The following is a 26,954-nucleotide window of genomic DNA, read 5'->3' as shown; positions in this document are numbered from 1 at the left end:
TTCTTACAATAACAATAGAAGGAAATAAAATTTTCTGGTAAGGAGAATGCAACATGCCGAAAACAATGATACACCCCTCAACTTCCAGACATTCTTGGAACCATGCTTTTGCTTCTCACTTTGCCAAATCCGTTTTTCTAACGGTTACGGCTTTGGCCATCTTGGTATTTATAGGCACAAGAATGTTTACGCATATTGATTTGAATCTTTACGGTTACATGGTTGGGACACTCGTCTTTATTGGTGGGTTTTTTTACAGGTTTATCGCATGGGCAGAGAGGCCGCCAACCAAAAACCTGATCAAGAAAGGTATTAGGCTGCTTTTTAGACGATCCACTCCAAAAACAACTACAAACCATATGGTCACTCACCAATTTATCTGGAACCGGGGAATCTATCGTTGGACTCAGCACTTTTTAATCGGCTGGGGCTGTATTATTTCTTGTTTCGTTACGTTTTCCCTCGTGTTTGGCTGGATGTACTTCACGATGGAGGAAAACGGCTATTACACGGTGGTCGGCATGGGAATCAATCTCATGAAAGTGAAAGCAGACGGCCTTCTCTCCTTCTTCTTTTATAACGCGTTAAACTTTACGGCCATCATGGTCATTATAGGGGTCTGTATGGCACTGTGGCGGCGCCTTAAAAACATGCAGGCCCGGGCAGAACAAAAATTTTTATATGATTTTCTTCCGCTATACATGCTTTTGTTCGTCAGTGTGACTGGCCTCCTTTTAACTGTACTCAATGTTTTTTTTCATGGAAAAGGACAGCCGGCCCTGTCGCTCATCCATCAATATTCAGTCATTCTCACGCTTACCTATCTGCCGTTTGGGAAGCTCGCACACATTCCATTCCGGGCAGTGAGTGTTTTTGCCAAAAACTATCGGGAGCATTACGGAGAACAGTCCATGAAAAAATGCCGGGTATGCGGCGGGGAGTTCGTTTCTTCGGAACAATCAAAGGATGTCATCCAAGTACTGGGCACCAACCATATTGAATTTCAGATGAAGGAAGGATTCCATCTGGCCGAGCTTTGCCTTCCTTGCCGGCGAAAATACAGAATTTCAAGATTTTCTGGATTTCCAACTCATGAAGTAAACGTCAGGGAGGCGAACCAAAATGCAAAAGGATAAGTTTTTTAAAGAAGTGGAGAACCTCCATCATCCAAATGAAAAACTAATTAAAACGCATTGCAGCTATTGTGGGATGCAGTGCGGAATGAACCTGAGGGTAAATACGGTCACGAACAAAATTATCGGAGTGGAACCAAGGTATGACTGGCCGGTGACGGTAGGGAAAATGTGCCCGAAAGGTGTTACGGCCTATCAGCAGACCAACCATAAAGACCGCCTGCTTAAACCTCTCATTCGAGACGACGCTTCACAAAAAGGCACGAAAGACGGTTTTCGGGAAGCCAGCTGGGAGGAAGCATATGATCTGATCGCTGCCAAATTTAAAGATATGCAATCCAGGTATGGAAAAGATGCGCTTTCTGTGTTTAGCGGCGTATCCATGACCAATGAAAAATGCTACCTGACGGGAAAATTTGCACGTGTGGCGATGGGAACCCGCTATATCGATTATAACGGCCGGTTCTGCATGTCCAGTGCGGCGGGTGGATTTCTTCGTTCCTTTGGTGTTGACCGCGGATCCACAATACCGTGGACGGATATTCACGAAACGGACTGCCTTTTTATTGCGGGAAGCAACACCGCAGAATGCCATCCAACCTCCATGTTTCGTGTTTGGTCTGTCCAGGAAAGAGGAGGGTACTTGATTGTCGCAGATCCAAGGGAAACACCGATTGCGAGAAGGGCTGATGTTCACCTTGACCTGAAGCCCGGCACCGACTTAGCCCTGGCTAACGGAATTGCAAGCCTGCTTATCCAAAACGGCCATATGGACGAGGAGTTTGTTCAGAACCATACGACCGGATTTGAAGAGACCAAAGAACTTCTTAAAACATTTACACCTGAATACACGAGTGAGATTACCGGGGTTTCTCCTGAAAAAATCATCCGTGCGGCTGAAATTTACGGCAAAGCGCCGAACGCCATCGTTATGTTTGCCCGGGGAATTGAGCAGCAGCATAAAGGCGTCGACAATGTGTCCGCCTATACCAACATGGCGCTCATTACCGGCAAGATCGGACGGCCGAAATCGGGGGTAGCCACCTTTACAGGCCAGGGCAACGGCCAGGGCGGACGGGAACACGGGCAGAAAGCGGATCTGCTCCCGGGCTACAGGAAAATTACAAATCCCAAACACGTAGAGGAAGTTTGCGAAGTATGGGGCATTACGCCGGAAGAGATGCCGAAACCGGGTGTTTCCGCCTATGAAATGTTTGAGTTAATGGAACAGAAGGAGATCAGGGGACTATACCTGCTTTGCTCCAATCCTGCAGTATCCGCGCCCAATTTGAATTTTGTAAGAAAAGCGCTGAAAAATCTCGATTTTATGGTCTGTGCTGATTTTTATCTGTCCGAATCAGCGGAGTTTGCTGACGTTGTTCTCCCGTCCGTCACCTGGTCGGAGGACGAAGGTACGGTAACCAATCTGGAAGGGCGCATCATTAAAATAAATAAAGCACAGGAACCGGTTGGGGAATCAAAGCCGGACTGGCAGATGCAGGTCGAGCTGGCTGAACGGCTGGGCAAAGGAAAATACTTCTCTCATTTAAAAACGGCAAGAGACGTAGCCGATGAATTCAGGCTTGCCTCTAAAGGGGGCTATGCTGATTACTACGGAGCAACGTGGGATAAGATCGATGAACAGGACGGGGTATTCTGGCCTTGCCGCAGCAAGGGGGATAAAGGAACACCACACCTATTTTTAGATAAAAAATTCTACCACCCGGACGGGAAAGCAAAGATCTGTGCGCTTCCTTACAGGCCGCCGGCAGAGGAGCCGAGCGAAGAGTATCCGCTGCGCCTTACGACGGGAAGGGTCGTCTATCATTATCTGTCAGGAAACCAGACGCGAAGAATTCAGTTTCTTCATGACATGTGCCCGGAGCCGTATGTTGAAGTTCATCCTGAGACAGCTGGGAAATACCGTATTCAGCATGAGGAAAGGGTCCTTCTTTACACCCGGAGAGGCAAAGCAGAGTATAAGGTGAAAATAACAGAAGCCATCCGAAAAGATACGGTCTTTGTCCCTTACCATTTCGGTGATCAGGACTCTATTAACCTGCTGACGATTGCGGCCCTCGATCCGATATCGCGTATGCCGGAGTTCAAAGTATGCGCCGCACAGATTGAGAGACTGCCAGGAAAGGAGGAACGGTAAATGAAGAAGAGACTGTATATTGAACTTGAGAATTGCATAGGGTGCCGTTCCTGTCTTGCCGCATGCACGCAGTGCGGCGGCCACGAGCAGCGCAACCGAAACTATGTGTATGACGTCAATCCACTTGTGACGCGTCAGACGATGCCGCTAATGTGCCTCCATTGCGAGAATCCGGCTTGTGCTCGCAGCTGCCCGGCTCAGGCCATCCAGATCCATGAAACAGGAGCTGTATTATCTGCTCTCGTAGAAAAATGCATCGGCTGCCAGAACTGCACGATTGCCTGTCCGTATGGCATTCCTAAATTTGATACAGAGCAAAACCTGATGTATAAATGTGACCTTTGCATTGACCGGACAAAAGATGGCATACCGCCCATGTGCGCGAGTGTCTGCCCTTCCAGCACTCTACAATGGCTGACAGAGGGCGAGATCGAGGCGAAGCGGGAGCAATACAGCCTGGATAACGGGAAATGGATCACCAGCATGCCTTATCTGGAAGGTGAAACAAACGTAAAAATCAATCTTCCCGGCATACTGCAGGGAATTGAAAAATTGTTTTAGGGGGAACCGGCATGTCTGACCGCAATGCGAAAATTCCGTTTGATGAAGATAATTATACCCACAATATTCACCGAAACAATGAACGAATGCTAGACCGGCGCGGTTTTATGAAAACCATGGTCGGAGCCGCTGGGTTATTTGCCATTTCGTCGCTGCCCTGGGGAGCTATTGCTGCAAAAGAACTCATGGGCTTGGGAGAAAAGGAGTATCCGAAAAAGAAGATCGCTTCCTTAAAATCCGTGGCGGTGGGTGATTCCGTCGACTTCTCCTTTCCAGGAGAGCATGACAGCGCCCTACTGATCCGCTTGAGCGAAAACAAATTTGTAGCTTATCAAAATGCCTGTACCCATTTGCGCTGTCCGGTTTTTTGGAAGAAGGAAGAAAACGAGATGATCTGTCCGTGCCACCACGGGAAGTTCTCTGCCCATACAGGCGAGCCGCTCGCCGGTCCGCCGAGACGTCCCCTGCCGGCCATTAAGGTGAAGGTGGAATACGGAAACATCTATGCAGTGGGAGTGAAGCGGTATGAAGCGTAGTCATGCGGGAGTCATTGTCCTTGCTTTAATGCTGGCTCTAAATATTGTGTTTACCCAGTTCATGGTCCATCAGTTCTTTTTCGAGCATTACCGGAACACTCTCATTTTTGCTGGTTTAAATATCCTGACATTTCCCGTAGCGTTCTTTATTTATAAAAAAGAAATCCGTAAAGGCGGAAATTCTCATGAACAATGAAACCTATCTGGATTTTTGTTTTATCAGAAATACCGCAGGCGGTTTTTCTGGGGTCATTGATGGCATGTTCCGTGAGCTGTTCGGAGGCCAGCGCCTTCACTGGTACCTGGATGAAAAGAAGTGCGGAGACATTGAAATGGTAACAGCAGAAGTGAAGGGAATGAGCGTCTGGGAGTCGGAGGCCGCTGTTCTGGCCCATTTGGAACAGCAGGGAACCGAAATGTTCTGGAAGTATATACAAGGCTGTCAGTTCAGCATTTATCCTGCCATGAAGGGTTGTGGAAGCTGTGGAAAGTAATCCCTTATATGACGTTTTAAAGAATGTCTCCGAACCTGTAGGAATCAAGATATATTCCAGAGGGGAAGCAGGTGAAAACGCTTGGGTGCATAGGTATATCGAAAAAATAAAACCTTGCCCTGACCGTACCCATATAAGGCTATACTTTGACGGCTATCACTTTCTGGCGATTTCAGCCGACTGTGAGATTATGGCCACAGATGAAGGATTGACCGCCTATGATCCTGTCGGCTGCCTTTATTACGAAATCAGAAAGGACTGTGCAAAATGATTAAAAAAATCCAGCTGCCATTACAGACTGTCAATCTGATCGCGGGCTTTATGGTTTGGGTATTGATCTCATCCCTTCTGCCGTTTATGAAAGAGGACATCAGCATTCCGGCAGACCAGCTGGCTTGGGTGACCGCTATCCCTGTCATTCTGGGTTCTTTGCTTAGAATTCCTCTCGGCTATTTAACGAACTTGTTTGGAGCAAGAAAAATTTTCATGATCAGTTTTATCATCCTTCTTTTTCCGGTTTATTATATTGCCCATGCTTCTGCATTTACCGACCTGCTTATCGGAGGTTTATTTTTAGGGTTAGGAGGAGCCATCTTTTCGGTTGGTGTGACGTCTGTTCCAAAATATTACCCAAAGGAGCGCCATGGCTTCATAAACGGCATCTACGGGGCAGGAAACATTGGTACAGCCATAACAGCTTTTACCGCACCGGTCATCGCCTCTCAGTTCGGATGGTCTCTTACCGTTCAATTTTATTTAATGCTTCTTGCGGTGATGGCGCTGGCCAATTTCTTTCTCGGAGATAAAAAAGAGCCAAAAGTACGCACATCGCTGTCTGAACAGCTGAGGGGCATCGCCAAGAATGAAAAACTTTGGCTGTTTTGCTTATTTTATTTCATTACGTTTGGATCTTTCGTAGCGTTTACCATCTATTTGCCGAACTTTTTAGTGGCAAACTTTGGTCTTGAAAAAGTCGATGCAGGAATCAGAACAGCAGGATTTATCGTTATCGCGACGATTATGCGCCCGATCGGTGGCTGGCTGGCTGACCGCTTTCACTCTCTAAAGCTGCTCATGTTTGTTTTTGGCGGCTACACGCTTGCCGCGATGCTGCTTTCCTTTGCGCCTTCCATCGGGCTCTATACCGCAGGGTGTTTAACGATCGCTCTCTGTGCCGGAATGGGCAACGGGGTTATCTTTAAGCTGGTTCCTGCTTATTTTCCGAAGCAGTCCGGCATTGCGAACGGTGTCGTCTCTGCGATGGGCGGGCTCGGAGGCTTTTTCCCTCCGCTGATCCTGGCACTGCTATTTAAGCTTACCGGGCATTATGCAATCGGTTTTATGGCGTTATCCGAAGTAGCGCTCGCAAGCTTCGTACTCGTCATTTGGATGTATTATCAGGACCGTCTTGGGATGTCTGCACAAATCCTCAACAGCACGGCTGAAGGCATCATGGTAACCGACAGCAAAGGCACAATCATAGCAGTTAACCCGGCCTTCAGCAAACTGACTGGCTACAGTGCAGAGGACGTGATCGGCAAGAACCCGAACCTGCTGAAATCCGGCCTGCAGGATGGCGGGTTTTATAAAAAAATGTGGTTGGACATCGAAGAGAAAGGATTTTGGCAGGGCGAGATTTGGAACCGCAGGAAAGACGGCCAGAATTACCTCGAGTGGCTAACAATCAGCGCGGTAAAAAATGAAGCCGGAGAAATCCAGCAGTATGCCGGCATGTTCAGCGACATTACAGCACTAAAAACAAAAAGTGTGTAGAGGAAGCAGGAGAAATTATGAAAAAAAGGAAAATTCAGCTGGAAAAGGTTACATCCTATATCATTCAGTCTCAAGAAGCAGAGATAAAGCGGATCGCACTAGAACTTCATGAAGGAATCGGGCAGACCCTGTATAGTATCTATACAGGGCTGCAGTATATCCAGACAGGGCTGGAGAAGCCGCATTTAACAGAGTACGCACAGGAAATTTCACAGTCCCTTGAGAGAACCATTAAGGAAATCCGTCTGCTTTCTGTCGAATTGCACCCGCCGACGCTGACAACCCTAGGTCTGCTTCCCGCGATGAAAAGCTTTTCCAAACTTTTCACCTCAACATTCGGCATTGAGGTCGAGATCGCATCGGCAGGCAAGGAACAACGGGTGACAGAGGCGCAGAGCGTGACCTTGTTCAGGGTTTGTCAGGAGGCGTTGACGAATGCGGCCAAATACGCCGATACCTCTTTTATCAAAATAGACTTTACATGGAAGGAAAACTGTTTGAAGATAGCGGTAAAGGATTTTGGAAAAGGCTTTTTTGCGGAAGAACCGGCACTTCAGCAGTCACCGGGTCTTCAGGCAATGAAAGAACGGATGAAACTGGCAGGAGGCCATTGCCGGATCACCTCAGAAGCCGGCATGGGAACAGTGGTGGAGATGCAGATTCCGCTCTAAAAAGCACAAAGGAGGAAAGGCATTGATTAACATATTACTGATTGACGACCACGCAGTGGTACGCCGGGGGCTTACCATGCTGTTAAACGCTCATCCAAATATGGAAGTGGTGGGAGAAGCATCAGAAGGAAACGAAGGGATTCAAAAAGCGCTCGAACACAAACCGGATGTCGTTATTATGGATTTAAGCATGCCCCACGGCAAGGACGGTTTGTCGGCAACCTCTGAGCTGAAGAAGCTCCTTCCACAGTGTGTGATCTTAATCTTGACTATGCATGACGATGAAGAATATTTATTCCGCGTCATTCAGGCCGGTGCATCAGGCTGTATTTTAAAGAGCGCCCCGCACGAGGAGCTGATCGCAGCCATTCAGTCGGTGTACAGCGGAAACGCGTATTTAAATCCCTCGGCGACAAAGCGGTTGATGGAAGAATACTTAAGCAATGTTAAGAGCGGAGCTTCAGATTCCTACAGCCTTCTTTCCGACCGGGAAAAAGAAGTGCTGACTTTAATCGCTAAAGGGTATTCCAATAAGGAGATTGCTGAACAGCTGATAATCAGTGTGAAAACCGTAGAAACACATAAAGGAAACGTCATGGAAAAGCTGCAGATGAAAACAAGGCCGGAGCTGGTCGCCTACGCACTGAAAAAGGGTTTGCTTGGCTATGGCATTTGAACTGGAGATTCTCAAAGAGCTGGAAACGCTGCGGCAGGAAACGGACTGTAATTTCGTGGGCATCGCTCTACAAGGAAAGGCGAATTCTGAGGTACAGTGGAAGTATGCAGCGGGAAACAGGAATGAAAAATATAAAAAAATCGCTGTCCGATATGGAAAAGGAATTGCAGGAAAAGTTATCTCGAGCGGACAGCCTTTAATGGTCATGGATTTCCCCCATCAGATCAAAGGGAAATCGGTAGACTATCCTATCATGCTGGCCGAACAGCTGGTAACGTCCTTTGCCGTTCCGCTTTGTGCCGATGGAGCCATAAAAGGAGTCGTGTTAGTCGGTTATCGTTCCAATCAGAGTATCTCCGATAAAAAGCAGGAACTTGTAAAAAACATAGTCTCTGCTTGGGAAAAACAGTTTTCCTCCATCTTTAAGGGAAGGAGAGAAAGTGTATGAAGTTTATGGATCGCATAAAAACAGGCACGATCGTGATTTCTTTATCAGGTGAAATTCAGTCGGTTAATGACAGGGCCAGAGTGATGTTTGGCGATCCTGTGGCTGAGGAAGCGGGGATGGGGATCGGCGAACTGCTTCCCGGTTTTGATATACAAAAGATGGAGGAAGAAAATATTCTCTTTCAAACCGGCTCTCACCGAGACGGACATGTAATCCCGCTTTATATTAAAATCCATTCCTTTATGCTGCACGATGAACTCTATTACATGCTCGAGCTTTGGGAGCGAAAAGGCGAAAAGAATGAGATAGAAAAGCACCTTAAGGAATTAGCAGATTTAAAGTTTGCTCTGGATGAGTCGGCGATCGTTGCCATTACCGACAGACGGGGAATCATTTCATATGTTAACGACAAGTTTTGCCAGGTGTCCAAATATTCCGCGCAGGAACTTCTTGGGAGTGATCACCGTCTGATTAACTCAGGCTGCCATTCCAAGGAGTTTATGCGGAATTTGTGGAAAACAATTTTAAAAGGTAACGTCTGGCGCGGCGAATTGAAAAACAAAGCAAAGGATGGAACCTACTATTGGGTCGATACCACGATTGTTCCATTTCTTGATGAAAACGGAAAACCGTATCAATTTCTCGCGATCCGCTATGAAATAACCGAGCATAAACAGGTGGTGGAAGAGCTGAAGAATTCCATTCAGGAGCTTGTCGATTTAAAATTTGCTCTGGATGAGTCCAGCATTGTAGCCATCACTGATGCTAGAGGGAAAATTACATACGTGAATGATTTGTTCTGTAAAATCTCACAGTACAGCCGGGAGGAATTGATCGGTAAAAACCATCGAATCATTAACTCAAACTATCATTCTCACGAGTTTTTCAAGCAACTATGGCAGACGATCAGTTCCGGCAAGGTTTGGAAAGGTGAAATCAGGAACAGAGCAAAAGATGGTACCTATTATTGGGTGGACACGACCATCGTGCCATTTCTCGATGAAAACGGAAAGCCGTATCAGTATCTTGCTATCCGTTTTGAAATTACAGACAAGAAGCGCGTGGAAAAGGAGCTTCAGCATATGATGACCCGCCTGCTTGACGTTCAGGAGGAAGAACGGAAGCGGCTGTCTCGTAATTTGCATGACGGCGTCGGGCAAAATTTATACGGCCATCTGATCACGATCAACCGGATGCGATCAAAAGTAGAGCATCCTTTGCTGGATCAGATGCAAGAGGAGGTCTCGGAGCTCATTGAAGAAGTGCGGGATATTTCGTGGGAATTGCGCCCTTCTGTTCTGGACGACCTCGGCCTCGTTCCTGCCATCCGTTCATTTCTTACCCGCTTTGCCGAAAACTATCAGATCGCGGTGAGCTTTGACTGCTCTCTTTCCGGAAGCAGGCTTGGTTTTGAAAAAGAAACCACGATTTACCGGGTCATTCAGGAATCATTAACGAATGTGCGAAAGTATGCCTGTGTGGATGAAGCGTCTGTTTCCATCCGAGGATGGGAAGACGGCCTGCGGGTGGTCATCAGTGATGAAGGCTGCGGATTTGGTGCGGATCATCAAAAGTCCGGTGTCGGCCTGTTCAGCATGGAAGAAAGAGCACGCTCCGTCGGGGGTAAGCTAAAGGTGCGTTCTGCGGCCGGGCAGGGAACAACAGTGGTCCTGGAGCTGCCGATGGTGCCAGGCACTCCGATTTGACATGTGTGTAATGGTGGTGCCAGGCACCAAAAAACAAAAGCTCTCTACTGCGAACTCCTCGCAGAAGAGGGCTTTTTATCTTTATATAAGAAACAAGCTTATTGGCCTATGAAGTAAGTTTGGCCTCAACCAAGAATAATAGGAGAATTCTTAGAGGCTAAACTTACCTTTTAGGATGAGGACTATCTAATTATTGTTATATTAAAATTAATTATCCCTCCACAAACGGAATATATTGGTAATCATCAGCGTTTGGTTGAGGGGGTAATCGTATGGAAGGAAGAGTGCTGTCAGAAGAAGAAATGCTGAACACGATCAGAAACGGTCTGCCTCCTGGCGCCAAACCAAAGAAGGTCATCGTGGCTGGAGCAGGAATCGCCGGGCTCGTTGCCGGTACTTTGCTGCTGGATGCAGGGCATGATGTGCGGATTTTAGAAGCCTCCCAGCGGGTCGGAGGACGAATTTACTCCGTCCGATCACCATTTTCAGAAGGGCACCATTTTGAGGCAGGGGCTATGAGGATACCTGAAAATCACAAGCTGGTGTTTGAGTACCTTCATAAGTTCAAACTGCCGTATAACCGATTTGTTAACGCCCTGCCGGATGATTTATTTTATATTAATGGAAGAAAAGTCCGTTCTGGTATTTATGATAAGAATCCCGATCTGCTTGGCTTCCCGGTTGCTGCGCATGAGAAAGGAAAAACGGCAGAAAACCTTTTAAGATATGCCATTCAGCCGCTCGTGGATTATGTGAACGAGGATCCTGAACGGCATTGGCCCATCATCATCAAACGCTTCGGAAACTATTCGGTAGATGGTTTCCTGAAACATAACCCCTTCGGCAGGTCTTTATCTTCAGGTGCGGTGGATAAAATCAAGGTCCTTCTGTCACTGGAAGGATTTCCTGAGCTTTCTTTTCTGGAAACGTTGCGAGACATCCTGCTTATATTTATTAACCGGAAGATGAAGTGGTTTGAGATTACTGGAGGAAATGACCAGCTTCCGAAAGCTTTTGTGCCGCGCCTCGGTGACCGGCTGCTGATGGAAAAACGATTGACAAGAATTGTACAGGGTCCAAAAACAGTAACACTGTACACCGAACATCCGACAAACAGAGAAACAGAAGTCTTTGAAGCTGACCGGGCAATTGTCACCTTGCCTTTTTCTGTTCTGAATTTTGTACAGATTGAGCCCGAGCAGTCACTTTCCTACTATAAAAGACGAGCGATTCGGGAGCTCCATTATGTGCCTTCAACTAAAGTCGGTCTGCAATTTAAACGGCGATTCTGGGAAGAAGAAGGTTTGCGGGGAGGAAAAGCGATATCTGACCAGGCATCCCGGTTTACATATTATCCGAGCCACTATCCAGATGGAATCCAGTCAGGAGTGGTGCTCGGAAGCTATACATGGGAAGATGATTCCAATCTTTGGAGCTGCCTGCCGAACCAGACGAGGATCTATGAAACGCTGAAGTGTCTCTCCTTTTTCCACGGATCTCAAGTGTACAGGGAGTTTACGACGGGTGTTTCCTATTGCTGGACGAACAATCCATATGCAGGCGGGGCGTTCACAATGTTTAAGCCGTTTCAGGAGCAGGAATTCGGAGATGCCATTTCCACTCCAGAAGGCAGGCTTCATTTTGCGGGAGAACATGCGACCAAAACTCACGGCTGGATGCAGGGCTCCATTGAATCCGCTGTGAATGCAGCTCATGAAGTGCATCAGGAGTTAACATAAAGATGGTTTACATAATGGTGTCAGGCACCGCGTTTACACACTTGTGTAATCACGGTGCCTGACACCATTTTAATGAAAAAGGCTTCTAAAACTGTGAGAAGCCACATATCCTTTGTACCATGTCCACCAGAGGAAGGCAGAAGTGGGGCTGCCTTCCATTTGCATTTTTTTCTATGATATGTATAATGGCTGAATGACTTGAAGGCCGAAAAGAAAGGGGGCTAATATGACAGCTGCTGATATTCTAAAGAAACTCGCCAACCGCTTTATTACGCTGAGAGTATATGATTTGTCTGCCCAGATGGCCTATTACTTTTTAATGTCTGTGTTTCCGTTTTTATTGGTGATATATTCTTTGTTGGCCTACATGCCCATACAAGAAGAAAACATTTTGGAACTTGCTAAACCTTATGCGCCGGAAAATACGTACCACTTGATCGAAAAGACCCTGACGTATACAGTGACACACCAGCAGGGAAATCTGCTTTCATTCAGTATTATTACCTTATGGCTTTCTTCCATGGGCTTTCGATGCATTAAACGAGTATTGAATGATGCCTACGTTATTGAGGTAAAAGAAAGCTTTTTAAAACAAATACTAGAAGGAATCGTACTTACGATCGGCTTTATGCTCGCGATCTTGCTCTCGGTTTTTGTTCCGATCATTGAACAGCTGATGAGGCATTACTTAAACGATGTTTTTTCATTAGATGGCTATCATAAATTATGGATTTTCATGCAATGGGGATTAGGCAGTCTCTTCTTATTTCTATTCTTCATCGGACTCTATTATTTTGCACCGAACGTGAAGCTGAACGTGACGAAAGTGATTCCGGGAGCCTTTTTTTCCATGATCGGCTGGCAGCTCGTTTCCATGGGATTTGCCGCTTATGTCAGGGGAAACAACTATTCGGCGCTTTATGGCCAACTCGGCGGAATTGTCGTTCTGATGCTTTGGTTTTACTTGTCCGCCATGATCATCATCATTGGCGCCTTATTGAACACCATCGTTTATCCGATCAGTGGACACAGAAAGGACTAAAGAGTATGAAAGCACAAGGGTATTTGCTTTTTGGTTTGCTGTTTGCTGTGTTGATCGCCGTTTTTGCGGTCGTCAACGGCTGATGTAGAATAAGTGTCAAATGGCCGCTTGTTCTCATTATTTTAGGCTCTGCAACCGTTGGCGAACTGGCTGTCGGACTCCTTGGATTCATTAAAATCATGCAACTGAAAAATACAGTGAAACGGCTGGAGAGGGAGCGTCCAGTGAAAGTGGCGACTGCAGAGGTGCAGCATTCTCCTGAAGATACTGACGCAGACACATCCCGATCCCGTTTGCCTGAATAAAAATAGAGCTTTTCTGCTGATCGCAGAAAGGCTCTTTTTCCTTTGCAAAAAACTATTGGGTGCGGATTCCTTCAAAATAGCCGCTGTGGACAAACCCCAGTGAGAAGATAAACTCTAATGCACGATTGAAAGGCAAGAAATAAAGCTAGTTTGCAGTTTGATATGAATAGAGTGGGGATCATTTCCTGCAACCAAGATCTTTGTGCTTTTCCCGGGAAATATGTCGAAATTATAGACATAAGCATCCTGCAGAGACGCCTCATGACACTGCAAGCGTGCAGGGTTTGTAAAGTCTAATGAAAAACCTATGAAGAGATTGCAGCTCCGTAAACCGCCGTTTTTGCTGCAGCCTTGCAGTGTGTTCATTTTTAACTCTAGTTCGTAGAGCTATTTTAATAAACAAAGTGTGAAGGGGAGGGGTGAACTAGTTAAATCAATTAGCCGTTAGTAATACAAGGTGTTATTAAGTTGTGTTTAATAATGTTGAGGTATGATGAAATTTCATCTGTGCGGTGCCAGGCACCGCAGTCCAAAGCCTCAAAAATAGTTTTTATGAACAAAACAGTTATGATATAGAATAAAAAATGGTAAACTATTATAATGTGGTAATAGAAAAACTAATTGTAATAGATAAGGTGGTTTCATGGATAATCTATTGGTAAATCTCTTGGAAATCCTCCTCATTAATATTGTATTGAGCGGAGATAATGCGGTCGTCATCGCGCTTGCCTGCCGGAACCTGGAGGAGCGGCACAGGAACAAAGCGATTTTCTTCGGAACGTTCGGGGCGGTATTTCTAAGGGTAGTTTTAACATTTGTTGCAGTATACTTACTGAAAATTCCTTTCTTGAATTTTGTTGGCGGACTGCTGCTTTTATGGATCGCCATCAGTCTTTTGAAGGGAGAAGAAGATGAGGACATCGAGGCGAATTCCAGCCTTTCTGGAGCCATTAAAACGATTATTATCGCCGACTTGGTCATGAGTCTGGATAACATTGTGGCAGTGGCAGGTGCTGCGAACGGGAACATTGTTCTCATCATTCTAGGTTTGATCATCAGTATTCCTTTAATCATTTGGGGAAGCCAGCTGCTTATGAAGATCATGGCGAAATTCCCAATTATCATCATCATCGGGGCGGCGCTGTTAGGCTACACTGCCGGAGAGATGATCTTAAAGGACAAGGCTGTCGGCCATTACTTGGAGGTAGTTCATTTTAATCTTCACCTTGTATTGCCAATTGCACTCGCCATTCTTGTTGTGGTGATCGGCAAGTTCAGCGGATCGCGTGCGATCAGTCATAAATAACATAAAAAGGTGCCATTTTTCTGGCACCTTTTTTTCGTTTTTTATCAGATCCTCGTCAAAATGAGAGAAGCCAGCAATCCGATGGAAGCAATCAAACCGACAAGAGAACCGCCCTCCTCAAAAGCTTCGGGGAGCATGGTTGAGCCCACCATGGTAATGATGCCTCCTGCCGCAAAGGAGGCAATGATGGCCATCAGATCTTCAGAAGCATCTTCGAGAAATATATAGCCAGCCCACGAACAGAAGGCAGAAATCACCAGGACCGTAATCCAGAGGATGAGGATCTTCTGTTTACTTATATTGCTTTTAAGCATACCGGATGTACTCGAGAGCCCTTCAGGTATGTTACTGATAAAGATGGCAATGACGAGCAGCCAGCTGACACTGTTATTTTCAATGAGACTGGCCCCGATAATAATGGATTCTGGTATGGCGTCCATCACCGTTCCGATAAAGATGGCAATGCCTGAACTGCTTGAACTTTCACCCTGGCCGGCAGACCGCTTCCGTTTATGGGCCCCTTTACGGGAAACGATGAGGTCAAGCACGGTAAATACAACCGCACCGATTACAAACCCCATGGAAGTTGGAAACAGACCTCCTGAGTGCACAGATTCTCCGAGCAGTTCGTATGTGGCTGCGCCAATCAGGACACCCGTTCCAAACGCCATGATAAAGCCTATTATTTTCTTTTTGATGGGAAAAGACATAGCTGCTATGGCACCCAATAGAACAGCAGAACCGGATATGCCTCCCCACATGGCTGCACTCCACATACAATAACCTCCTTAACCGGTGCCAAATTCCCGTAAAAAGCAACGGGAACCCGGCACCGCAATTACACAAGTATGTAACACCGGTGCCTGGCACCGGTTAACAGCTCATTCAATCTCTTCCCCGCCGCACCCATGCATAAACCGCCACGACCAGACCGCCCGCAGTGCCAGCGATGATGTCGAGCATCGTATCTTTGTTCCCGCCCCGCTGCATGGTGTGGGTGAGGAACTGATCGCCAACAAACTCATAGATTTCCCAAAACACGGTCGCAATGACGGGAAGGGAAAAGACGAAGAGAAAAAGCAGCCAAGGAGAGGCTTCCTGCCGTACCCGTCCCGGCAATAAAACGTGATATAACGTTATGGCGGCGAAACCGACATAAACTCCTTTATACAGGTGAAGCGTCGAATCCCACCATTTAAAGTGTAGATAAAAACTCGCAATGGAGCCCAAATACGTTGTACAAAAAAGAAATACATAATAGCCAATAATTAGAGCTGTGTTAAAAGGATTTCGTTTTAACCGCAGCAGCAAAAGCGGCAGCGCACCTACTGCGACACCTCCCAGTGCGACCTGCCAGCGGGAGGCATCACCTTTAATGAGGTAAACGATGAACAGGACAAGCATGAAGATCATAAAGAGTATGCTTAACACCCAGATTGTTTTTCGCCTCACAGCCTCACCCCATCTCTAGAATCCTTACCATTATGGCCAAAGAGAAAGTCGGCGAACCATTCTATTCTGTCATCCAAAGTCAAAGTACCATCCGCCCAGTCTTTTCATATACTGCCTAAGAAACATCACGCTCACTCATCCATTGGAGGAGGCAGAACATGAAGTTTACCGTGCAATATATCCCTCTGAGCAGCATCAAACCCGGCATTTCCATAAAAATAACGGAGCATTTAAAGAAGCTCCGTACGATCATGTGGGACTGCATGCATGTGCTCGTGGTCCAAAAGAGTAAAAAAGACGGCCATTATGTAGTGGTTAGCGGACAGGACCGGCTGGATTATCTGAAAAAACATACGAAAAACAAATACGCTCCGTGCATTGTCGATGAACCATCCAGCCTCAAAACGTGGCTCACACGTCTCAGCGGCCGGCAGCCGATCGATGATTTTCCAATGCATCCGAAAAGCTGGTCCATCGTCCGATCTTTTTTAACGAAGGAACCTCGCTTTAAAAAGCTGTCACGGCCCCAGCAGATCAAAGTTTTGCTGCTCGCGGCCAGGTACAAGAAAACCGTCATCGCATCCATGCAAAACAGAGTCAGCCAAATCCTAAACAAGTAGAGCGGCGAATTGATTAAATTTCGTCGTTTTTTTGTGGACTACAATATCAAAAATTAGGGAATGAGAAAGTTAGTTATTGTTTCTATATTTTTACATAATAAAAAGTCATCCAGCATACCATGGAACGATAAGGCATGTCCATACCAAACCTTAAGGGAGGAAAAATCCGGCATGAAAAAGGGCTTTCTGAAAATCGTAGTGATTCTATTGCTGGCCATTGGGCTCGTTACTTCTCTTTTTCCGTCCCAAATTGTTCAAGCCTCACCAGCAAAAATCGCCTATGTGGATATTACATCAGGCAAGCTGAACGTCAGAAGCGGACCAGGAACACAGTATAAAGTGATCGGGTCCCATAAAGACAACACCAGGCTGACCATCTATTCCCAAACGAAAAGCGGATGGTCCAAGATCAAATACAACAAGAAAAACGGCTATGTTGCCACAAAATACTTGAGGTTCTACCACACGATGTCCCGTACAGAAGCAAAAAACATCACAGACAAAGCCATCAGCCTGCAGAACAAGATAGCAAGCAATAAGGCGTATACAAAAAAGCAGATTCATCAGATACTGTCACCCACCCACACGTCAGCCTACATTGACAAACTCATAAAATATGACATGGCGTCCTACAAAAAAGATAAAAAAGGCAACAAACTCTATGAGTGGCTCGCGACAGACTTTCCAGCGTACAGAATCTGGGGATTTGACTGGAGCGGGAAAGAGGCGCCTAAAAAGCCCTCCGTTACGTATTATTCGAAGAACGGCAAGTGGTATTTGAAAGTCTATCAATATGGCAAAGATGATATGTACACCTACCATCAAACTCTCTATCTCTCAAAATCCAGTTCCAAAGCCGCTTGGAAAATATACAATTATAAGTGGTAAAAGAAGCCGCGAGCATCAGTGCTTGCGGCTTTTTTCATTATTAGTTATTCTTGTTAGGGCGTTGAAGTGTAATTAATTGGTAAACAAGTTAATTAAGTACAGGGGGGTAATACGTTTCATGATCGTTAGCAAAAAAGCTTTTCATGTTAAGGGGTTGGATTACATGGTCAGGTCTGCAATGGATGAGGATGCAAAAGAACTCTCTGATTTAAGAGTGCAGATTGATGGAGAGACCGAAAATTTAGACAGAGAAAAAGGCGAGGCATTCATCGATGCATCAGGCTTTGAACAAATCATTCAAACAGATCGTGAAAATAAAACGAGCTTATTTTTAGTTGCGGCAGTTGATGATCGAATCGTCGGGTTTTCAAGGTGCGAAGGAAATCTGTTAACTCGTTTCTCCCATAAAGTAGAATTTGGAATATGCATTTTAAAAGAGTTTTGGGGATATGGTATTGGAAAAAATCTTTTAAAAGAATCGATAGCCTGGGCGGACTCCAATGAAATTAAAAAAATCACATTGAATGTATTAGAAACAAATGAGAACGCTGTTCATCTTTATGAAAAACTTGGCTTTGAAATAGAAGGGGTTTTAAAAAATGACAAGATCCTTTCTGATGGTAAATACTACAACACCATTATGATGGGAAGATTTAATGGCTGATTCCGCACAACCAAGCGTTGTGCGCTTCTTTTATCTTATTCCGTTTCCTTCCACCCTTTTTCAATCAGAATTTTTCAAAGCGACTTAGTAAAAATCGTAAACATTTTCGTTTTTAGGATTAAACAAAGGATAGAAGAGGAAAGTAGCCCATAAAGAAGGAGGCCGACCCATGACAGAGAATTTCCCATTGCCCATCGGATCAGTGATCACCCTGGAAAACACCGACCGGCCGGTGATGATCTACGGAAGGCTTCAATCCGCTGGAGAAGGTGAAGTGCTTTTTGATTACATCGGTTGTTTTTACCCTGGCGGACAAATCGACGGCAACAACACCATCTATTTTCAGCACCATAAAATCAACTCCCTCCTTCATAAAGGCTATGTTTCAGAGGAAGAGGAGGAGCTGCACAAAAAGCTGGCGGAAAAGAATAGTGAGTTCCCTGAATAAATGAAGCTTGCAGTCCGAATAAAAGGGCTGCAGGCTTTTTTATGTGTGGTGGATGAGGATGGGGGTGTCGTGTATATACCGTTCGATAATAAAAGTGGACTTTTCGATAATAAAAAGATCAGGCAGAGCATTCTGCCTAAGTTTTTCGTGGAAATCTACGCAACTGGGGAGCAATAGGGTCTTTTTTGAATGATTTTGAGTAAATTTTACCGCAGTTGTCACTCTTGCGGCGAAAGTGAGCACTGAATCGGCTCTTTTTACATGCGGAGTCTTCGTCCCAGTTATTTTATTTTCAATTTTATAGGGTTTTTGTTCAAAAATACCGATTTATGTTCAAAAAATCTGATTTATGTTCAAAAACAACTCATTTATGTTCAAACCGTTTATACTCGACACCAAACGACGGGATTCTCCCCATTTAATTCAAAAGAACTGTGGACCCAGTAAAGCTCTCCAGTCTGACAGTTCTGTCTTATTTACTCCTTCGAAAAGCAACGGTTTAACTGAAAAAAGCCGCCACGGAGATCTTTCCGGAGCGGCTTTCGTTATTATCTAAAATAGTACTGATCCTGGATACTGATCCACCAGTGGCCAGGGGAGGACTGGGTAAAACGTACGAGGTAGTCTCCTCTAAGATAATCCAGTGTTTTTTTTGTTTCCTTATCGGGCTTCTTTTTCATAGCCTTTAGAATATCCTCACGGGTGCTGTCGTATTGGACCTGAATCCTGGAAACCCGGCGATTGAAGCCGGAAGAAAGGATAATCTGGTAACCGTCTTCTTTATAATAGTAGTCCGTTCGCTTCTCATATTCTTTTGTTTTTACAGGTTTGCCATATCCCCATTTTAGCGTGTCGCGATCCAAGAATGAACCAACAAAATATAAATCCTTTACACCATTCATTTCCCCGTCTTCAAACCTGTCCAGAGTTTCTTTGTCCAATTCCACAATCGGAATCTTCACGACCGACTTTTTCTGTGCGGCAGCGATTGCTTTTTTTTCCGTAAAATCATCAGAAAACTTGTGGACGGCAAAGTAACAAAAGACGACAGTAACAGCTACAATCATGATAGAAGCGGGATGGGAAAATTTCTTTCGTCCCCACTGAAGATCTTCGATTGCTTTTTTCAGCCCTTCCAGCATGAGGTTAACCCCAATAATGGCAACGGCAAAAAACACGACAGGGATAATGATAAGATACGGACGCAGCAGCATCTGTCTGTAATAGGAGCCGATCAGTCCCGACCATTCATTGGACATGGAAATCGGGATAAAGTCGCCGCCCTGCATCGTATATTCTTCCAGAACCGTTCCCCCGAAGAACATTTGCAGAAGCCCAAGATGTGCGAACAAGATCAAGACGTACATGATCTGCTGGATGTAGATGAAAGAGAGCTTAGGCAGCATATGCGGGAGGAGATGCTTGTAAAAAACATGAAAACGGCCCCCGCCCAAAACCCGCGCACTTGAAACAAATTCTTTATTGGAGATCAGCTCCATCTCAGAGCCGATCATGACTGAAATAGCAGGCACTGCCACCAGAGTGAGAATTATGATATGAAACATGCCTTTTTGCCAAAATGTCAGTCCTTCAGAGAGAACGACCGGAAACAAAATGAAGTAGCAGAGCAGGGCAACAGGTACATAGTGGGTGGAATCGACTATACCTTTCAGCCACTCTTTAAACCTGGGATTCATCGCAAAAAACAGATAGCCGCCAGCAAACGAGAACAAGAGCCGGGTCAGACTGATGAAAAAGGCAAGCCCGAGCGTGTACTTCGCGCCTGACACGATTTTATACAGAAGTTCGCTGCCGAATTGATCGGTACCGAACCAAAACCGGGAAGAAGGCTCAAAAGGTGATCTTCCAAGGGCTGTAATTCCGTCCTTAGCATACAGCACTTGTGTTTTCGGAATTTCGTTATCAAACGCATAATTGTGAATCATACTCAGGACGAGCATGGATCCAATGATACAAAAACCGGCAACAAACAGTGGCTGAGCTCCAACATACCGAAGCGGTCGCACCATTCGCAGCAAAAAGCGCTTGATGATCAGCCAGTAGGGCTGGAAGCTAAAAGAAGATTGTGCTGCGGCGGTGGCGGCCATTTCGTTTTGAATGGCCCATTTATTCGTCCACATGGAGCCAAGGACAAAAAAGGCATACATCGGGATAAACACTAGCATCGAAGCAATCGTAAAGACCGCAGGATTTCCGTGCCGGTAAACAAAATTCGTTATGCCGTAGATGTTAAATAATATCTCAATGACAAGCAGATTGGAGAGCATAAACCATAAAATCATCTTGGACTGATGAAAAAAGTGAACCAATGTGTTGGGAAGGACGTGATGCAGCAGTATGTATAGCCTTGTCAGACCTTTTGACTTTGCGTTTTCAATATAAGGCTCCTCCCATTCCTCCTCCATATGAAACAGCAAGATCCGCAAAGAGAGGATGATCGGCAATACGCTCAGACAGAGAATAGGCAGGGTATAAGGCTGTTCATTGCCCCAGGAAGCAATATTAAACAGCAAGATATTCGTTTTTTTATAAAACCAGATGATCAAGAACTGTACAAGGACTGCAATCAGAACATCGGGCAAAGATTCAAATACAAACAAAACAGCATTAGACGCTTTATACAGTGGCTTTGGAAGCAGTGAGATCAGGATGCTGAGGGTGAGCGCCACAATAATGGCAAGAAAAAGTGCTGAAAAAAGGACAATCATCGAGTAAATGTAGGGTTCTAAAATATCTGGGAAGAGGGTTCGTGATGTGGCTTCAGCTGGATACATGATATTAAAGGGATGGGTCAGGCTGCTGAGCAGCATCTTCAACCCCTCGCTGTATGACGAGATCTTAAACGATGTCCCATTAAAAGCAAACGGGATGGCGCCCATCAGCAAAATGCCGAGAAGGGACGTGAATAAAGTTATGAAAATACGTTTCATCCGTTTTCAAATGGCCTCCGATCAAAAGAAGAATAAATAAGGAGGCACATCTAGTACCTCATTACTACAATACATTCCATAAATTTACATGTAAATCCTTCTTTTGACAGGAAGTTCTTTAGGACCTATTCCGAAATACCTAGATCACGATACAGTTTCTCAAAAAGCTCAACAGGCATGGAAAAGCGAGTCGTTTTTTCGTTTCGCCAGTACGTTGCCAAAACCACTTGATTGTCTTTGCGTTCAGCTTCTGTAAAATAATTCTATATCAATAGTTTAGCATAAAAAAAGCAGCGACCCTCCTGCAAGGATCACTGCTATCGTCTTAAAGTTCAAGCTGTTCTTTTAACGTGGTTTGAATCTTGGTTTTCTCGTCTTCCGGCACAACGAGGTAGTAGATGCCGCCGATTCGCTGGCCTTGGCCTTTGATCTCTATGTTTTCTACATTTTTGCGAGCGCCTTTATACTTCGATTGAATGTCTTTCATTTCGTCAAACGTCATGTTTGTTTTTACGTTAGTGCCGACTACGTCCAGAATGTCGCCCATTTTTGTAACCGAAGAAATTTGTGCTCCTTCGTTTATGATTGCGCTGATCACCTGGCGCTGGCGTTCGTTACGGCCAAAGTCACCCTGTGGATCCTGTTTTCTCATACGGGTATAAGCAAGTGCTTCTTTTCCGGACAGCTTCAGTTCGCCTTTAGGGAACGAGTAGCCATCGTAATTAAACGCCAGACGTTCGTTATCTACAGTGACGCCTCCTAAGGCATCAACGATTCCTTTGAAGCTTTCCATGTTTACTTTCAAGAAGTAATCGACTGGTACGTCGAGGAAGTTTTCTACTGTTTTGATCGCCATTTTCGTACCACCGAATGCGTACGCATGGTTAATTTTATCTTCCTTGCCTTTTCCAACGATTTCTGTGCGCGTATCACGCGGGATGCTGGTCATTACCATTTTGTTTGTATTCGGGTTAACGGTGACAAGAATTAGCGTATCGGATCGGCCGCGGTCACCTTGCCGCTCATCGACACCCAAAATCAAGATAGAAAGCGGGTCGCCTTTTGAAGGAGTAAGCTCTTTCTTTCGTTTAGAGGAACCGTCCCATGTTGAGTTGTCGTGCATTTTGTTGGCCGTATTCTTAACGGAGCCATAAACATAGTAGAAACCGCCTGCTCCAATGAGCAATAACACGCCTAGAATAATGAGGGTAGTCTTTAGTCCACTGCGTTTCTTCTTGCGCTGCTTTTTAGCTGAACGTCTGTCCATTTCATCAACCTCTTCATTATAATAAAAAGCCATTAATGATCGTATTTATCCAATTTCAATATCTTTTTTAATATAACAGAAAATGACAGGTTTGTTTAAAAATATTTTAAAATTTACACATTCCTCAGGATTGGTTGGAGTCTAAGGTTGGGCACTTCATTAGGCTGGTTGCCTTCAATTTACAAGTTTCCGCAAATGACATGCATTACTTGTCATTTATTTTCAGTATAAACCGAACATACATTCGCATATAATAGGGTGAGGAAGGTGATGAATATGCTTCGGGATCGCGGAAAGATGAAATGGCAAGGGATGTTTATGCCTGAGCATGTGAAGGGTTTAAGGGAGTTTGACTGGGATCATAAAAAGAAGACAAAACCAGAACTGGATGAACAGCAATACGAGCTGATGGAGGAGACGATCTGTGAAGCGATGGCTGAGGATTTGGATCTGTGTATGACCATTTTTGAAAAAGGGGACTTCCATTTATTGATCGGGAAGGTCCATTATGTAGATTCCTATAAAAAACAGCTGCGCGTCGTAGATTTCCACCATGAGGTCCATCGAGTGAAGATGTCTGATCTGGTGGATGTGAAAGTAAAATAAGTAAGAGTAAATTTGGTGCCATAAATTTGGTGCCAGGCACCGCTCTTTGACATATGTCAAAAGCGGGTGCCTGGCACCAATTTTTTATTTCGTTAATGCATTATAGATGTTGGCTTCTCCAGACCCGAATAGCGGATCTTGTCCCACTTTTCCGAGATCGACAGCTGTCTGGCGCAGCTTGGCCTGAACTTGTGCTGGCGAATATTCAGGATGCTGTGATTTGATGACCGCTGCGATACCGGCTACTTTCGGTGCAGCCATGGAAGTACCGTGAAGAAGGGCATAACCTTTTAAGTTTCCTGTTACATAGGGTGTCAGATAGGTTGGCCAGGTTGAGAACGCGCGGTACATAAAGTCACGCTTATCAAGATAATTTCCTTTTGGATTTTGGCGATATAGGGCATCGTATGTTGGGCCATTGTCGCCGCCAGGAGCTGCTACATCAATCACACTTCCGTAGTTGGAATAGAACGCAATTTTGTCGGTAGACCACTCGTTGGAAGAGGATACCGTGACGACTCCAGGAACCTGTGCAGGTGCTACACGGGATGGCCCTTTAATATCCAATCCGTACGTTTCCTTCCAGTAAGCCTGCATGTCATGGATGTCGTTCAAGTTGCGGGAGTCATTGCCGGCAGAAACGACAACCGTCACACCTTTTTGCGTAGCGTACTGCATGGCACGGTGATAAGCCACCATGGAAGCGGAATCGCCTTTGTCGCCAAGATTGTTTGCCATCCAGCGCCATCCGCCAAGGCTCATGTTGATGACCTCAACTCCATCGTTCGCTGCAGACACGATTGCATCGGTAATCCATGATTGCTGTGCACCGCCTGTAGCACCGAAAACCCGGTACGAGCGTACGGTTAAGTTCGGGCCAACGCCGTAAACTTTACCGTTACCAGCAATGGAACCGGCTACGTGAGTTCCATGGCCGTTCTGGTCCCAGGCATCTTTCGTGCCAGGCACAAAGGTTTTACTGCCGGCAAGATCGGCATTTGCTTTTAAATCAGGATGATTAAAGTCCATACCAGTGTCAATGATCCCGACGACGGTATTATGGTTTCCTTTGTTGATGTCATAGGATTTAAAATCGTTCGTGATCTTCTTTATATCCCACTGGAGATCATGGTAGTTTTGGTTCGGATCGTTCCAGTCGGGCTGCGGAATGGATGTAATGGGTTGTCCGTCAGCTGGATTTGGATCGTCTTCCAAATAAACTTCCAATTCTTTGTCCGCGGCTTGTACATTTGAATCTGCCTTCACTTTGGCAAGAAAATCAGGGGAGGATGATTTGGCTTCTACAACACCAATTTCCTCAACGACACGTTCCACAGAACCGCCGGCTTGTTCAATTTTTGCAGAAAGGTTGGAAGGGACGTTGTTGCCTTTATACGTTAGAAGATAATGCACCTGTGAAGCTGATTCCTCAGCGCTGGCAGGCTGGGAAACAAGTCCCGAAAACAGTGAGAATGACAGGGCTGAGCACATTGAAAGTACAGCAAGCTTTTTCTTCAAATTTCTATCCCCTTTTCATCAATATTAGACTTCAGTTAATAATTTATCAAAAAATATCAGAAAATTGTGTCGAATTACTTTGTAATAAAAAATTTTATTTCGACAATACGAAAAGCGGGGGTTACTACAAAATTGGTGCCAGGCACCGCTCTTTGACATATGTCAAAAGCGGGTGCCTGGCACCAAAATAATATTATTTAGCAAATATATGATTGCCGATTCGGGTAACGCTTGGGCGTGAAAAGATCCAGTTGTTCGATGCAAGGTGAGGATTGTAATAGAAAATAGAACCGTGTGTAGGGTCCCAGCCTTTCATGGCATCAATGGCAGCACGATAGGCGGAAGCGTTAGGAGAGATATTATACTGTCCATCATGGACGGCAGTGAAAGCGTTGGTCTGGTAGACGACATTAAACGTATCTTTTGGAAAACGTGAATCTTCAAGGCGGTTTAGTATGACCGCAGCTACGGCAACTTTCCCGAGGTAGGATTCCCCGCGCGCTTCTCCGTTGACTACCCTTGCCATAATTTCGACATCGTTTAACTTACCGAATGTGCGAGGGCCGGCAACTCCGTCAGGAACAATGCCAGTGGCCAGCTGAAAATTAGCGACAGCATACTTTGTGAGAGGTCCATAATAGCCGGTAACAGGACCATGAAAGTAGCCTGCATTCTTCATGCGGCTCTGCAGGGTCTTAACCTCATTGCCTGTACTTCCTTTACTCAGCGTTTGTGCGTACGATAAACTTGGTGTTGCCACTAGCGTGAATCCCATAACAATCAGAATCAGCATTTTTTTTATCATCTTCATCAAAACACATCACCTCTCGATATTTTTTGCGCTACCATTTTACAGTAACAAACAAATAGGAAAGTATTATCCATCAATGGGTTTATTTTATAGTAAGCAAGAAGTATGCTTTTTAAAAAATTGGTGCCAGGCACCCCAAATTACACAAGTGTGTAATTGAGGTGCCTGGCACCATTTACCGTTTACAGCTTGATTCCGCTTTTTAATTCTTGGACAATATTTTGGGGCTCGTTTCCTGTAACTGCAGCGACCAGATTTTTGGCAGCGAGCATGGCCATATCGAACCTTGTCTGGTGAGTCGCTGAACCGATATGAGGCAGAGTCACTACATTAGGAAGCTTTAACAGCGGATTGCCGGTTGAGACGGGTTCCTGGTCAAATACGTCGAGACCTGCAGCCAGGATTTCTTTGTTTTGCAGAGCTTGGATCAAGGCATTTTCATCGACCGTCTGTCCACGTGAAGTGTTGATGAAGATGGCGGATTTTTTCATGAGTGCAAATTGCTCTTGACCCATAAGGTGCCTCGTCTCCAGAGTAAAAGGAACCATTAACAGTACGAAGTCCGAGGATTGCAACAATTCCTCCAGCGGGACATATTCCGCGCCGAGAACCTCTTCTGTTTTCGGTTTCCTTCGCCGGTTATGATACAGTATATCCATGTTAAAGCCGAATTTGGCGCGCTTTCCAATAGCCTCACCGATTCTGCCCATGCCGATGATACCCAATGTTTTTCCGTGAACATCGACACCGAAGAGCGGTTCATCGTCTTGCTCCTCCCACTTGCCGTCCTTCACCAGCTTGTCCAGCTCGGGGATGCGCCGTGCTGCGGAAAGTATTAAGGCCAGAGCCAGATCAGCCACCGTTTCATTGAGAACATCAGGGGTATTCGTACCCATAATGTTCCTTTTTTTCATGGACTCAAGGTCAAAATTGTTATAACCAACGGAAATATTACTGACGACTTTTAGCTTTGGGGCATGATCCAGCAGTTCGTCATTAATTGTTTCCCCGGTAATGAGCAGCCCTTCTGCATCCTCCAATCTTTCTAGCAGTTCACTTCTCGTTATCGGTGCAGAACCTTGCCATTTTTCGTATGTGCAATGCTCTGAAATATACGCTTCTGCCTCAGCAGGGATAGGCCTTGCGAGAAAAACTTTCGGTTTCAATAGCGCTCCTCCTTA

28 protein-coding genes are annotated in these 26,954 nt (G+C 45.4%); 21 read left to right on the top strand and 7 right to left on the bottom strand.

From position 1 onward, the window contains the following. Window positions 1-53 precede the first annotated feature (53 nt). The 16 genes from LCY76_RS21060 to LCY76_RS20990 all read left to right on the top strand — a co-directional run bounded on the left by LCY76_RS21060 (window position 54) and on the right by LCY76_RS20990 (window position 14,548). Window positions 54-1,136: a hypothetical protein gene (locus tag LCY76_RS21060; protein WP_248254289.1), complete on the top strand. Its 1,083-nt coding sequence runs from the start codon at window positions 54-56 to the stop codon at window positions 1,134-1,136. Then, entirely contained in the window at window positions 1,123-3,291 is a 2,169-nt protein-coding gene (locus tag LCY76_RS21055; RefSeq protein ID WP_248254288.1) for a molybdopterin oxidoreductase family protein, read from the top strand. Before LCY76_RS21060 ends, LCY76_RS21055 begins: the two co-directional genes overlap by 14 nt. Further along, entirely contained in the window at window positions 3,292-3,852 is a 561-nt protein-coding gene (locus LCY76_RS21050) for a 4Fe-4S dicluster domain-containing protein (protein WP_248254287.1), read from the top strand. It begins immediately after the preceding gene. Window positions 3,853-3,863: 11 nt separating this feature from the next. Then, window positions 3,864-4,388: a Rieske (2Fe-2S) protein gene (locus LCY76_RS21045; RefSeq protein WP_248254286.1), complete on the top strand. Its 525-nt coding sequence runs from the start codon at window positions 3,864-3,866 to the stop codon at window positions 4,386-4,388. Further along, window positions 4,378-4,584, top strand: coding sequence for a hypothetical protein (locus tag LCY76_RS21040; protein WP_248254285.1), 207 nt, complete (start codon window positions 4,378-4,380; stop codon window positions 4,582-4,584). The genes LCY76_RS21045 and LCY76_RS21040 overlap by 11 nt, the downstream gene beginning before the upstream one ends. Next, complete coding sequence (locus LCY76_RS21035) at window positions 4,574-4,882, top strand: hypothetical protein (RefSeq protein WP_248254284.1); 309 nt, start codon at window positions 4,574-4,576, stop codon at window positions 4,880-4,882. The genes LCY76_RS21040 and LCY76_RS21035 overlap by 11 nt, the downstream gene beginning before the upstream one ends. Before the next feature lie 85 nt (window positions 4,883-4,967). Then, window positions 4,968-5,153 carry a hypothetical protein gene (locus tag LCY76_RS21030; protein ID WP_248254283.1) on the top strand — a complete coding sequence of 62 codons (186 nt, stop codon included), beginning with the start codon at window positions 4,968-4,970 and terminating at the stop codon, window positions 5,151-5,153. Continuing rightward, window positions 5,150-6,655, top strand: a complete 1,506-nt coding sequence (locus LCY76_RS21025; protein WP_248254282.1) for a nitrate/nitrite transporter — start codon at window positions 5,150-5,152, stop codon at window positions 6,653-6,655. Before LCY76_RS21030 ends, LCY76_RS21025 begins: the two co-directional genes overlap by 4 nt. A 17-nt stretch (window positions 6,656-6,672) precedes the next feature. Then, window positions 6,673-7,326: a sensor histidine kinase gene (locus tag LCY76_RS21020; protein ID WP_248254281.1), complete on the top strand. Its 654-nt coding sequence runs from the start codon at window positions 6,673-6,675 to the stop codon at window positions 7,324-7,326. Between the two features lie 22 nt (window positions 7,327-7,348). Next, window positions 7,349-8,002, top strand: a complete 654-nt coding sequence (locus LCY76_RS21015; RefSeq protein WP_272885650.1) for a response regulator — start codon at window positions 7,349-7,351, stop codon at window positions 8,000-8,002. After that, entirely contained in the window at window positions 7,992-8,450 is a 459-nt protein-coding gene (locus tag LCY76_RS21010; RefSeq protein ID WP_248254280.1) for a GAF domain-containing protein, read from the top strand. The genes LCY76_RS21015 and LCY76_RS21010 overlap by 11 nt, the downstream gene beginning before the upstream one ends. Continuing rightward, a complete protein-coding gene (locus LCY76_RS21005; RefSeq protein WP_248254279.1) occupies window positions 8,447-10,156 on the top strand; it encodes a sensor histidine kinase in 1,710 nt (569 codons plus the stop codon). Before LCY76_RS21010 ends, LCY76_RS21005 begins: the two co-directional genes overlap by 4 nt. A gap of 272 nt (window positions 10,157-10,428) precedes the next feature. Next, a complete protein-coding gene (locus tag LCY76_RS21000; protein ID WP_248254278.1) occupies window positions 10,429-11,895 on the top strand; it encodes a flavin monoamine oxidase family protein in 1,467 nt (488 codons plus the stop codon). A gap of 226 nt (window positions 11,896-12,121) precedes the next feature. Then, window positions 12,122-12,937, top strand: a complete 816-nt coding sequence (locus tag LCY76_RS20995; protein WP_248254277.1) for a YihY/virulence factor BrkB family protein — start codon at window positions 12,122-12,124, stop codon at window positions 12,935-12,937. 89 nt (window positions 12,938-13,026) lie between these two features. After that, window positions 13,027-13,242, top strand: coding sequence for a lipopolysaccharide assembly protein LapA domain-containing protein (locus LCY76_RS23960; protein WP_336606288.1), 216 nt, complete (start codon window positions 13,027-13,029; stop codon window positions 13,240-13,242). Between the two features lie 643 nt (window positions 13,243-13,885). After that, complete coding sequence (locus tag LCY76_RS20990; protein WP_248254276.1) at window positions 13,886-14,548, top strand: TerC family protein; 663 nt, start codon at window positions 13,886-13,888, stop codon at window positions 14,546-14,548. Between the two features lie 44 nt (window positions 14,549-14,592). Here LCY76_RS20990 and LCY76_RS20985 read toward each other — a convergent pair whose 3' ends face one another. Both LCY76_RS20985 and LCY76_RS20980 read right to left on the bottom strand, forming a co-directional pair. Then, window positions 14,593-15,324 (bottom strand): ZIP family metal transporter, encoded by a 732-nt coding sequence (locus LCY76_RS20985; RefSeq protein ID WP_248254275.1) that lies wholly within the window; start codon window positions 15,322-15,324, stop codon window positions 14,593-14,595. A 109-nt stretch (window positions 15,325-15,433) separates the two neighbouring features. Then, window positions 15,434-16,000, bottom strand: a complete 567-nt coding sequence (locus LCY76_RS20980) for a DUF2238 domain-containing protein (protein ID WP_248254274.1) — start codon at window positions 15,998-16,000, stop codon at window positions 15,434-15,436. A gap of 158 nt (window positions 16,001-16,158) precedes the next feature. Between LCY76_RS20980 and LCY76_RS20975 the strand changes: the two genes are divergently transcribed. The 4 genes from LCY76_RS20975 (at window position 16,159) to LCY76_RS20960 (ending at window position 18,620) form a co-directional block, all read left to right on the top strand. Then, window positions 16,159-16,620: a hypothetical protein gene (locus LCY76_RS20975; protein WP_248254273.1), complete on the top strand. Its 462-nt coding sequence runs from the start codon at window positions 16,159-16,161 to the stop codon at window positions 16,618-16,620. Between the two features lie 171 nt (window positions 16,621-16,791). Next, window positions 16,792-17,508, top strand: coding sequence for an SH3 domain-containing protein (locus tag LCY76_RS20970; protein WP_248254272.1), 717 nt, complete (start codon window positions 16,792-16,794; stop codon window positions 17,506-17,508). A 118-nt stretch (window positions 17,509-17,626) separates the two neighbouring features. Continuing rightward, window positions 17,627-18,172, top strand: a complete 546-nt coding sequence (locus LCY76_RS20965; RefSeq protein ID WP_248254741.1) for a GNAT family N-acetyltransferase — start codon at window positions 17,627-17,629, stop codon at window positions 18,170-18,172. 169 nt (window positions 18,173-18,341) lie between these two features. Continuing rightward, the gene (locus tag LCY76_RS20960; protein ID WP_248254271.1) at window positions 18,342-18,620 is read left to right on the top strand and encodes a DUF4176 domain-containing protein; all 279 of its coding nucleotides are present in this window, start codon (window positions 18,342-18,344) and stop codon (window positions 18,618-18,620) included. Window positions 18,621-19,168: 548 nt separating this feature from the next. Here LCY76_RS20960 and LCY76_RS20955 read toward each other — a convergent pair. Together LCY76_RS20955 and tagU are read right to left on the bottom strand one after the other, a co-directional pair. Then, complete coding sequence (locus LCY76_RS20955) at window positions 19,169-21,571, bottom strand: ABC transporter permease subunit (protein WP_248254270.1); 2,403 nt, start codon at window positions 21,569-21,571, stop codon at window positions 19,169-19,171. 325 nt (window positions 21,572-21,896) lie between these two features. Continuing rightward, a complete protein-coding gene (tagU, locus tag LCY76_RS20950; protein WP_248254269.1) occupies window positions 21,897-22,838 on the bottom strand; it encodes a polyisoprenyl-teichoic acid--peptidoglycan teichoic acid transferase TagU in 942 nt (313 codons plus the stop codon). A gap of 270 nt (window positions 22,839-23,108) precedes the next feature. Between tagU and LCY76_RS20945 the strand changes: the two genes are divergently transcribed. Further along, a complete protein-coding gene (locus LCY76_RS20945) occupies window positions 23,109-23,444 on the top strand; it encodes a YolD-like family protein (protein WP_248254268.1) in 336 nt (111 codons plus the stop codon). A gap of 84 nt (window positions 23,445-23,528) precedes the next feature. Here LCY76_RS20945 and LCY76_RS20940 read toward each other — a convergent pair whose 3' ends face one another. The 3 genes from LCY76_RS20940 to LCY76_RS20930 form a co-directional block, all read right to left on the bottom strand. After that, window positions 23,529-24,962: a S8 family serine peptidase gene (locus tag LCY76_RS20940; protein WP_248254267.1), complete on the bottom strand. Its 1,434-nt coding sequence runs from the start codon at window positions 24,960-24,962 to the stop codon at window positions 23,529-23,531. Window positions 24,963-25,155: 193 nt separating this feature from the next. Further along, on the bottom strand, window positions 25,156-25,773 hold the full coding sequence (locus LCY76_RS20935; protein ID WP_248254266.1) for a cell wall hydrolase: 618 nt from the start codon (window positions 25,771-25,773) through the stop codon (window positions 25,156-25,158). 182 nt (window positions 25,774-25,955) lie between these two features. Next, a complete protein-coding gene (locus LCY76_RS20930) occupies window positions 25,956-26,939 on the bottom strand; it encodes a 2-hydroxyacid dehydrogenase (RefSeq protein WP_248254265.1) in 984 nt (327 codons plus the stop codon). Window positions 26,940-26,954: the final 15 nt, after the last annotated feature.

Origin of the sequence: Fictibacillus marinisediminis (genome assembly GCF_023149135.1) — a bacterium.
GTDB classification, from domain to species: Bacteria; Bacillota; Bacilli; order Bacillales; family Fictibacillaceae; genus Fictibacillus_C; species Fictibacillus_C marinisediminis.
Note: the sequence above shows the minus strand (reverse complement) of the source record. Positions and strands in the feature narration are given on the sequence as shown.

What these genes read in the sequence shown, in the direction of transcription:
- LCY76_RS21060 (WP_248254289.1), top strand. Translation starts at nt 54, where the DNA reads ATGCCGAAAACAATGATACACCCCTCAACTTCCAGACATTCTTGGAAC.
- LCY76_RS21055 (WP_248254288.1), top strand. Translation starts at nt 1,123, where the DNA reads ATGCAAAAGGATAAGTTTTTTAAAGAAGTGGAGAACCTCCATCATCCA.
- LCY76_RS21050 (WP_248254287.1), top strand. Translation starts at nt 3,292, where the DNA reads ATGAAGAAGAGACTGTATATTGAACTTGAGAATTGCATAGGGTGCCGT.
- LCY76_RS21045 (WP_248254286.1), top strand. Translation starts at nt 3,864, where the DNA reads ATGTCTGACCGCAATGCGAAAATTCCGTTTGATGAAGATAATTATACC.
- LCY76_RS21040 (WP_248254285.1), top strand. Translation starts at nt 4,378, where the DNA reads ATGAAGCGTAGTCATGCGGGAGTCATTGTCCTTGCTTTAATGCTGGCT.
- LCY76_RS21035 (WP_248254284.1), top strand. Translation starts at nt 4,574, where the DNA reads ATGAACAATGAAACCTATCTGGATTTTTGTTTTATCAGAAATACCGCA.
- LCY76_RS21025 (WP_248254282.1), top strand. Translation starts at nt 5,150, where the DNA reads ATGATTAAAAAAATCCAGCTGCCATTACAGACTGTCAATCTGATCGCG.
- LCY76_RS21020 (WP_248254281.1), top strand. Translation starts at nt 6,673, where the DNA reads ATGAAAAAAAGGAAAATTCAGCTGGAAAAGGTTACATCCTATATCATT.
- LCY76_RS21010 (WP_248254280.1), top strand. Translation starts at nt 7,992, where the DNA reads ATGGCATTTGAACTGGAGATTCTCAAAGAGCTGGAAACGCTGCGGCAG.
- LCY76_RS21005 (WP_248254279.1), top strand. Translation starts at nt 8,447, where the DNA reads ATGAAGTTTATGGATCGCATAAAAACAGGCACGATCGTGATTTCTTTA.
- LCY76_RS21000 (WP_248254278.1), top strand. Translation starts at nt 10,429, where the DNA reads ATGGAAGGAAGAGTGCTGTCAGAAGAAGAAATGCTGAACACGATCAGA.
- LCY76_RS20995 (WP_248254277.1), top strand. Translation starts at nt 12,122, where the DNA reads ATGACAGCTGCTGATATTCTAAAGAAACTCGCCAACCGCTTTATTACG.
- LCY76_RS20990 (WP_248254276.1), top strand. Translation starts at nt 13,886, where the DNA reads ATGGATAATCTATTGGTAAATCTCTTGGAAATCCTCCTCATTAATATT.
- LCY76_RS20985 (WP_248254275.1), bottom strand. Translation starts at nt 15,324, where the DNA reads ATGTGGAGTGCAGCCATGTGGGGAGGCATATCCGGTTCTGCTGTTCTA.
- LCY76_RS20975 (WP_248254273.1), top strand. Translation starts at nt 16,159, where the DNA reads ATGAAGTTTACCGTGCAATATATCCCTCTGAGCAGCATCAAACCCGGC.
- LCY76_RS20970 (WP_248254272.1), top strand. Translation starts at nt 16,792, where the DNA reads ATGAAAAAGGGCTTTCTGAAAATCGTAGTGATTCTATTGCTGGCCATT.
- LCY76_RS20965 (WP_248254741.1), top strand. Translation starts at nt 17,627, where the DNA reads ATGATCGTTAGCAAAAAAGCTTTTCATGTTAAGGGGTTGGATTACATG.
- LCY76_RS20960 (WP_248254271.1), top strand. Translation starts at nt 18,342, where the DNA reads ATGACAGAGAATTTCCCATTGCCCATCGGATCAGTGATCACCCTGGAA.
- LCY76_RS20955 (WP_248254270.1), bottom strand. Translation starts at nt 21,571, where the DNA reads ATGAAACGTATTTTCATAACTTTATTCACGTCCCTTCTCGGCATTTTG.
- tagU (WP_248254269.1), bottom strand. Translation starts at nt 22,838, where the DNA reads ATGGACAGACGTTCAGCTAAAAAGCAGCGCAAGAAGAAACGCAGTGGA.
- LCY76_RS20945 (WP_248254268.1), top strand. Translation starts at nt 23,109, where the DNA reads ATGAATATGCTTCGGGATCGCGGAAAGATGAAATGGCAAGGGATGTTT.
- LCY76_RS20935 (WP_248254266.1), bottom strand. Translation starts at nt 25,773, where the DNA reads ATGAAGATGATAAAAAAAATGCTGATTCTGATTGTTATGGGATTCACG.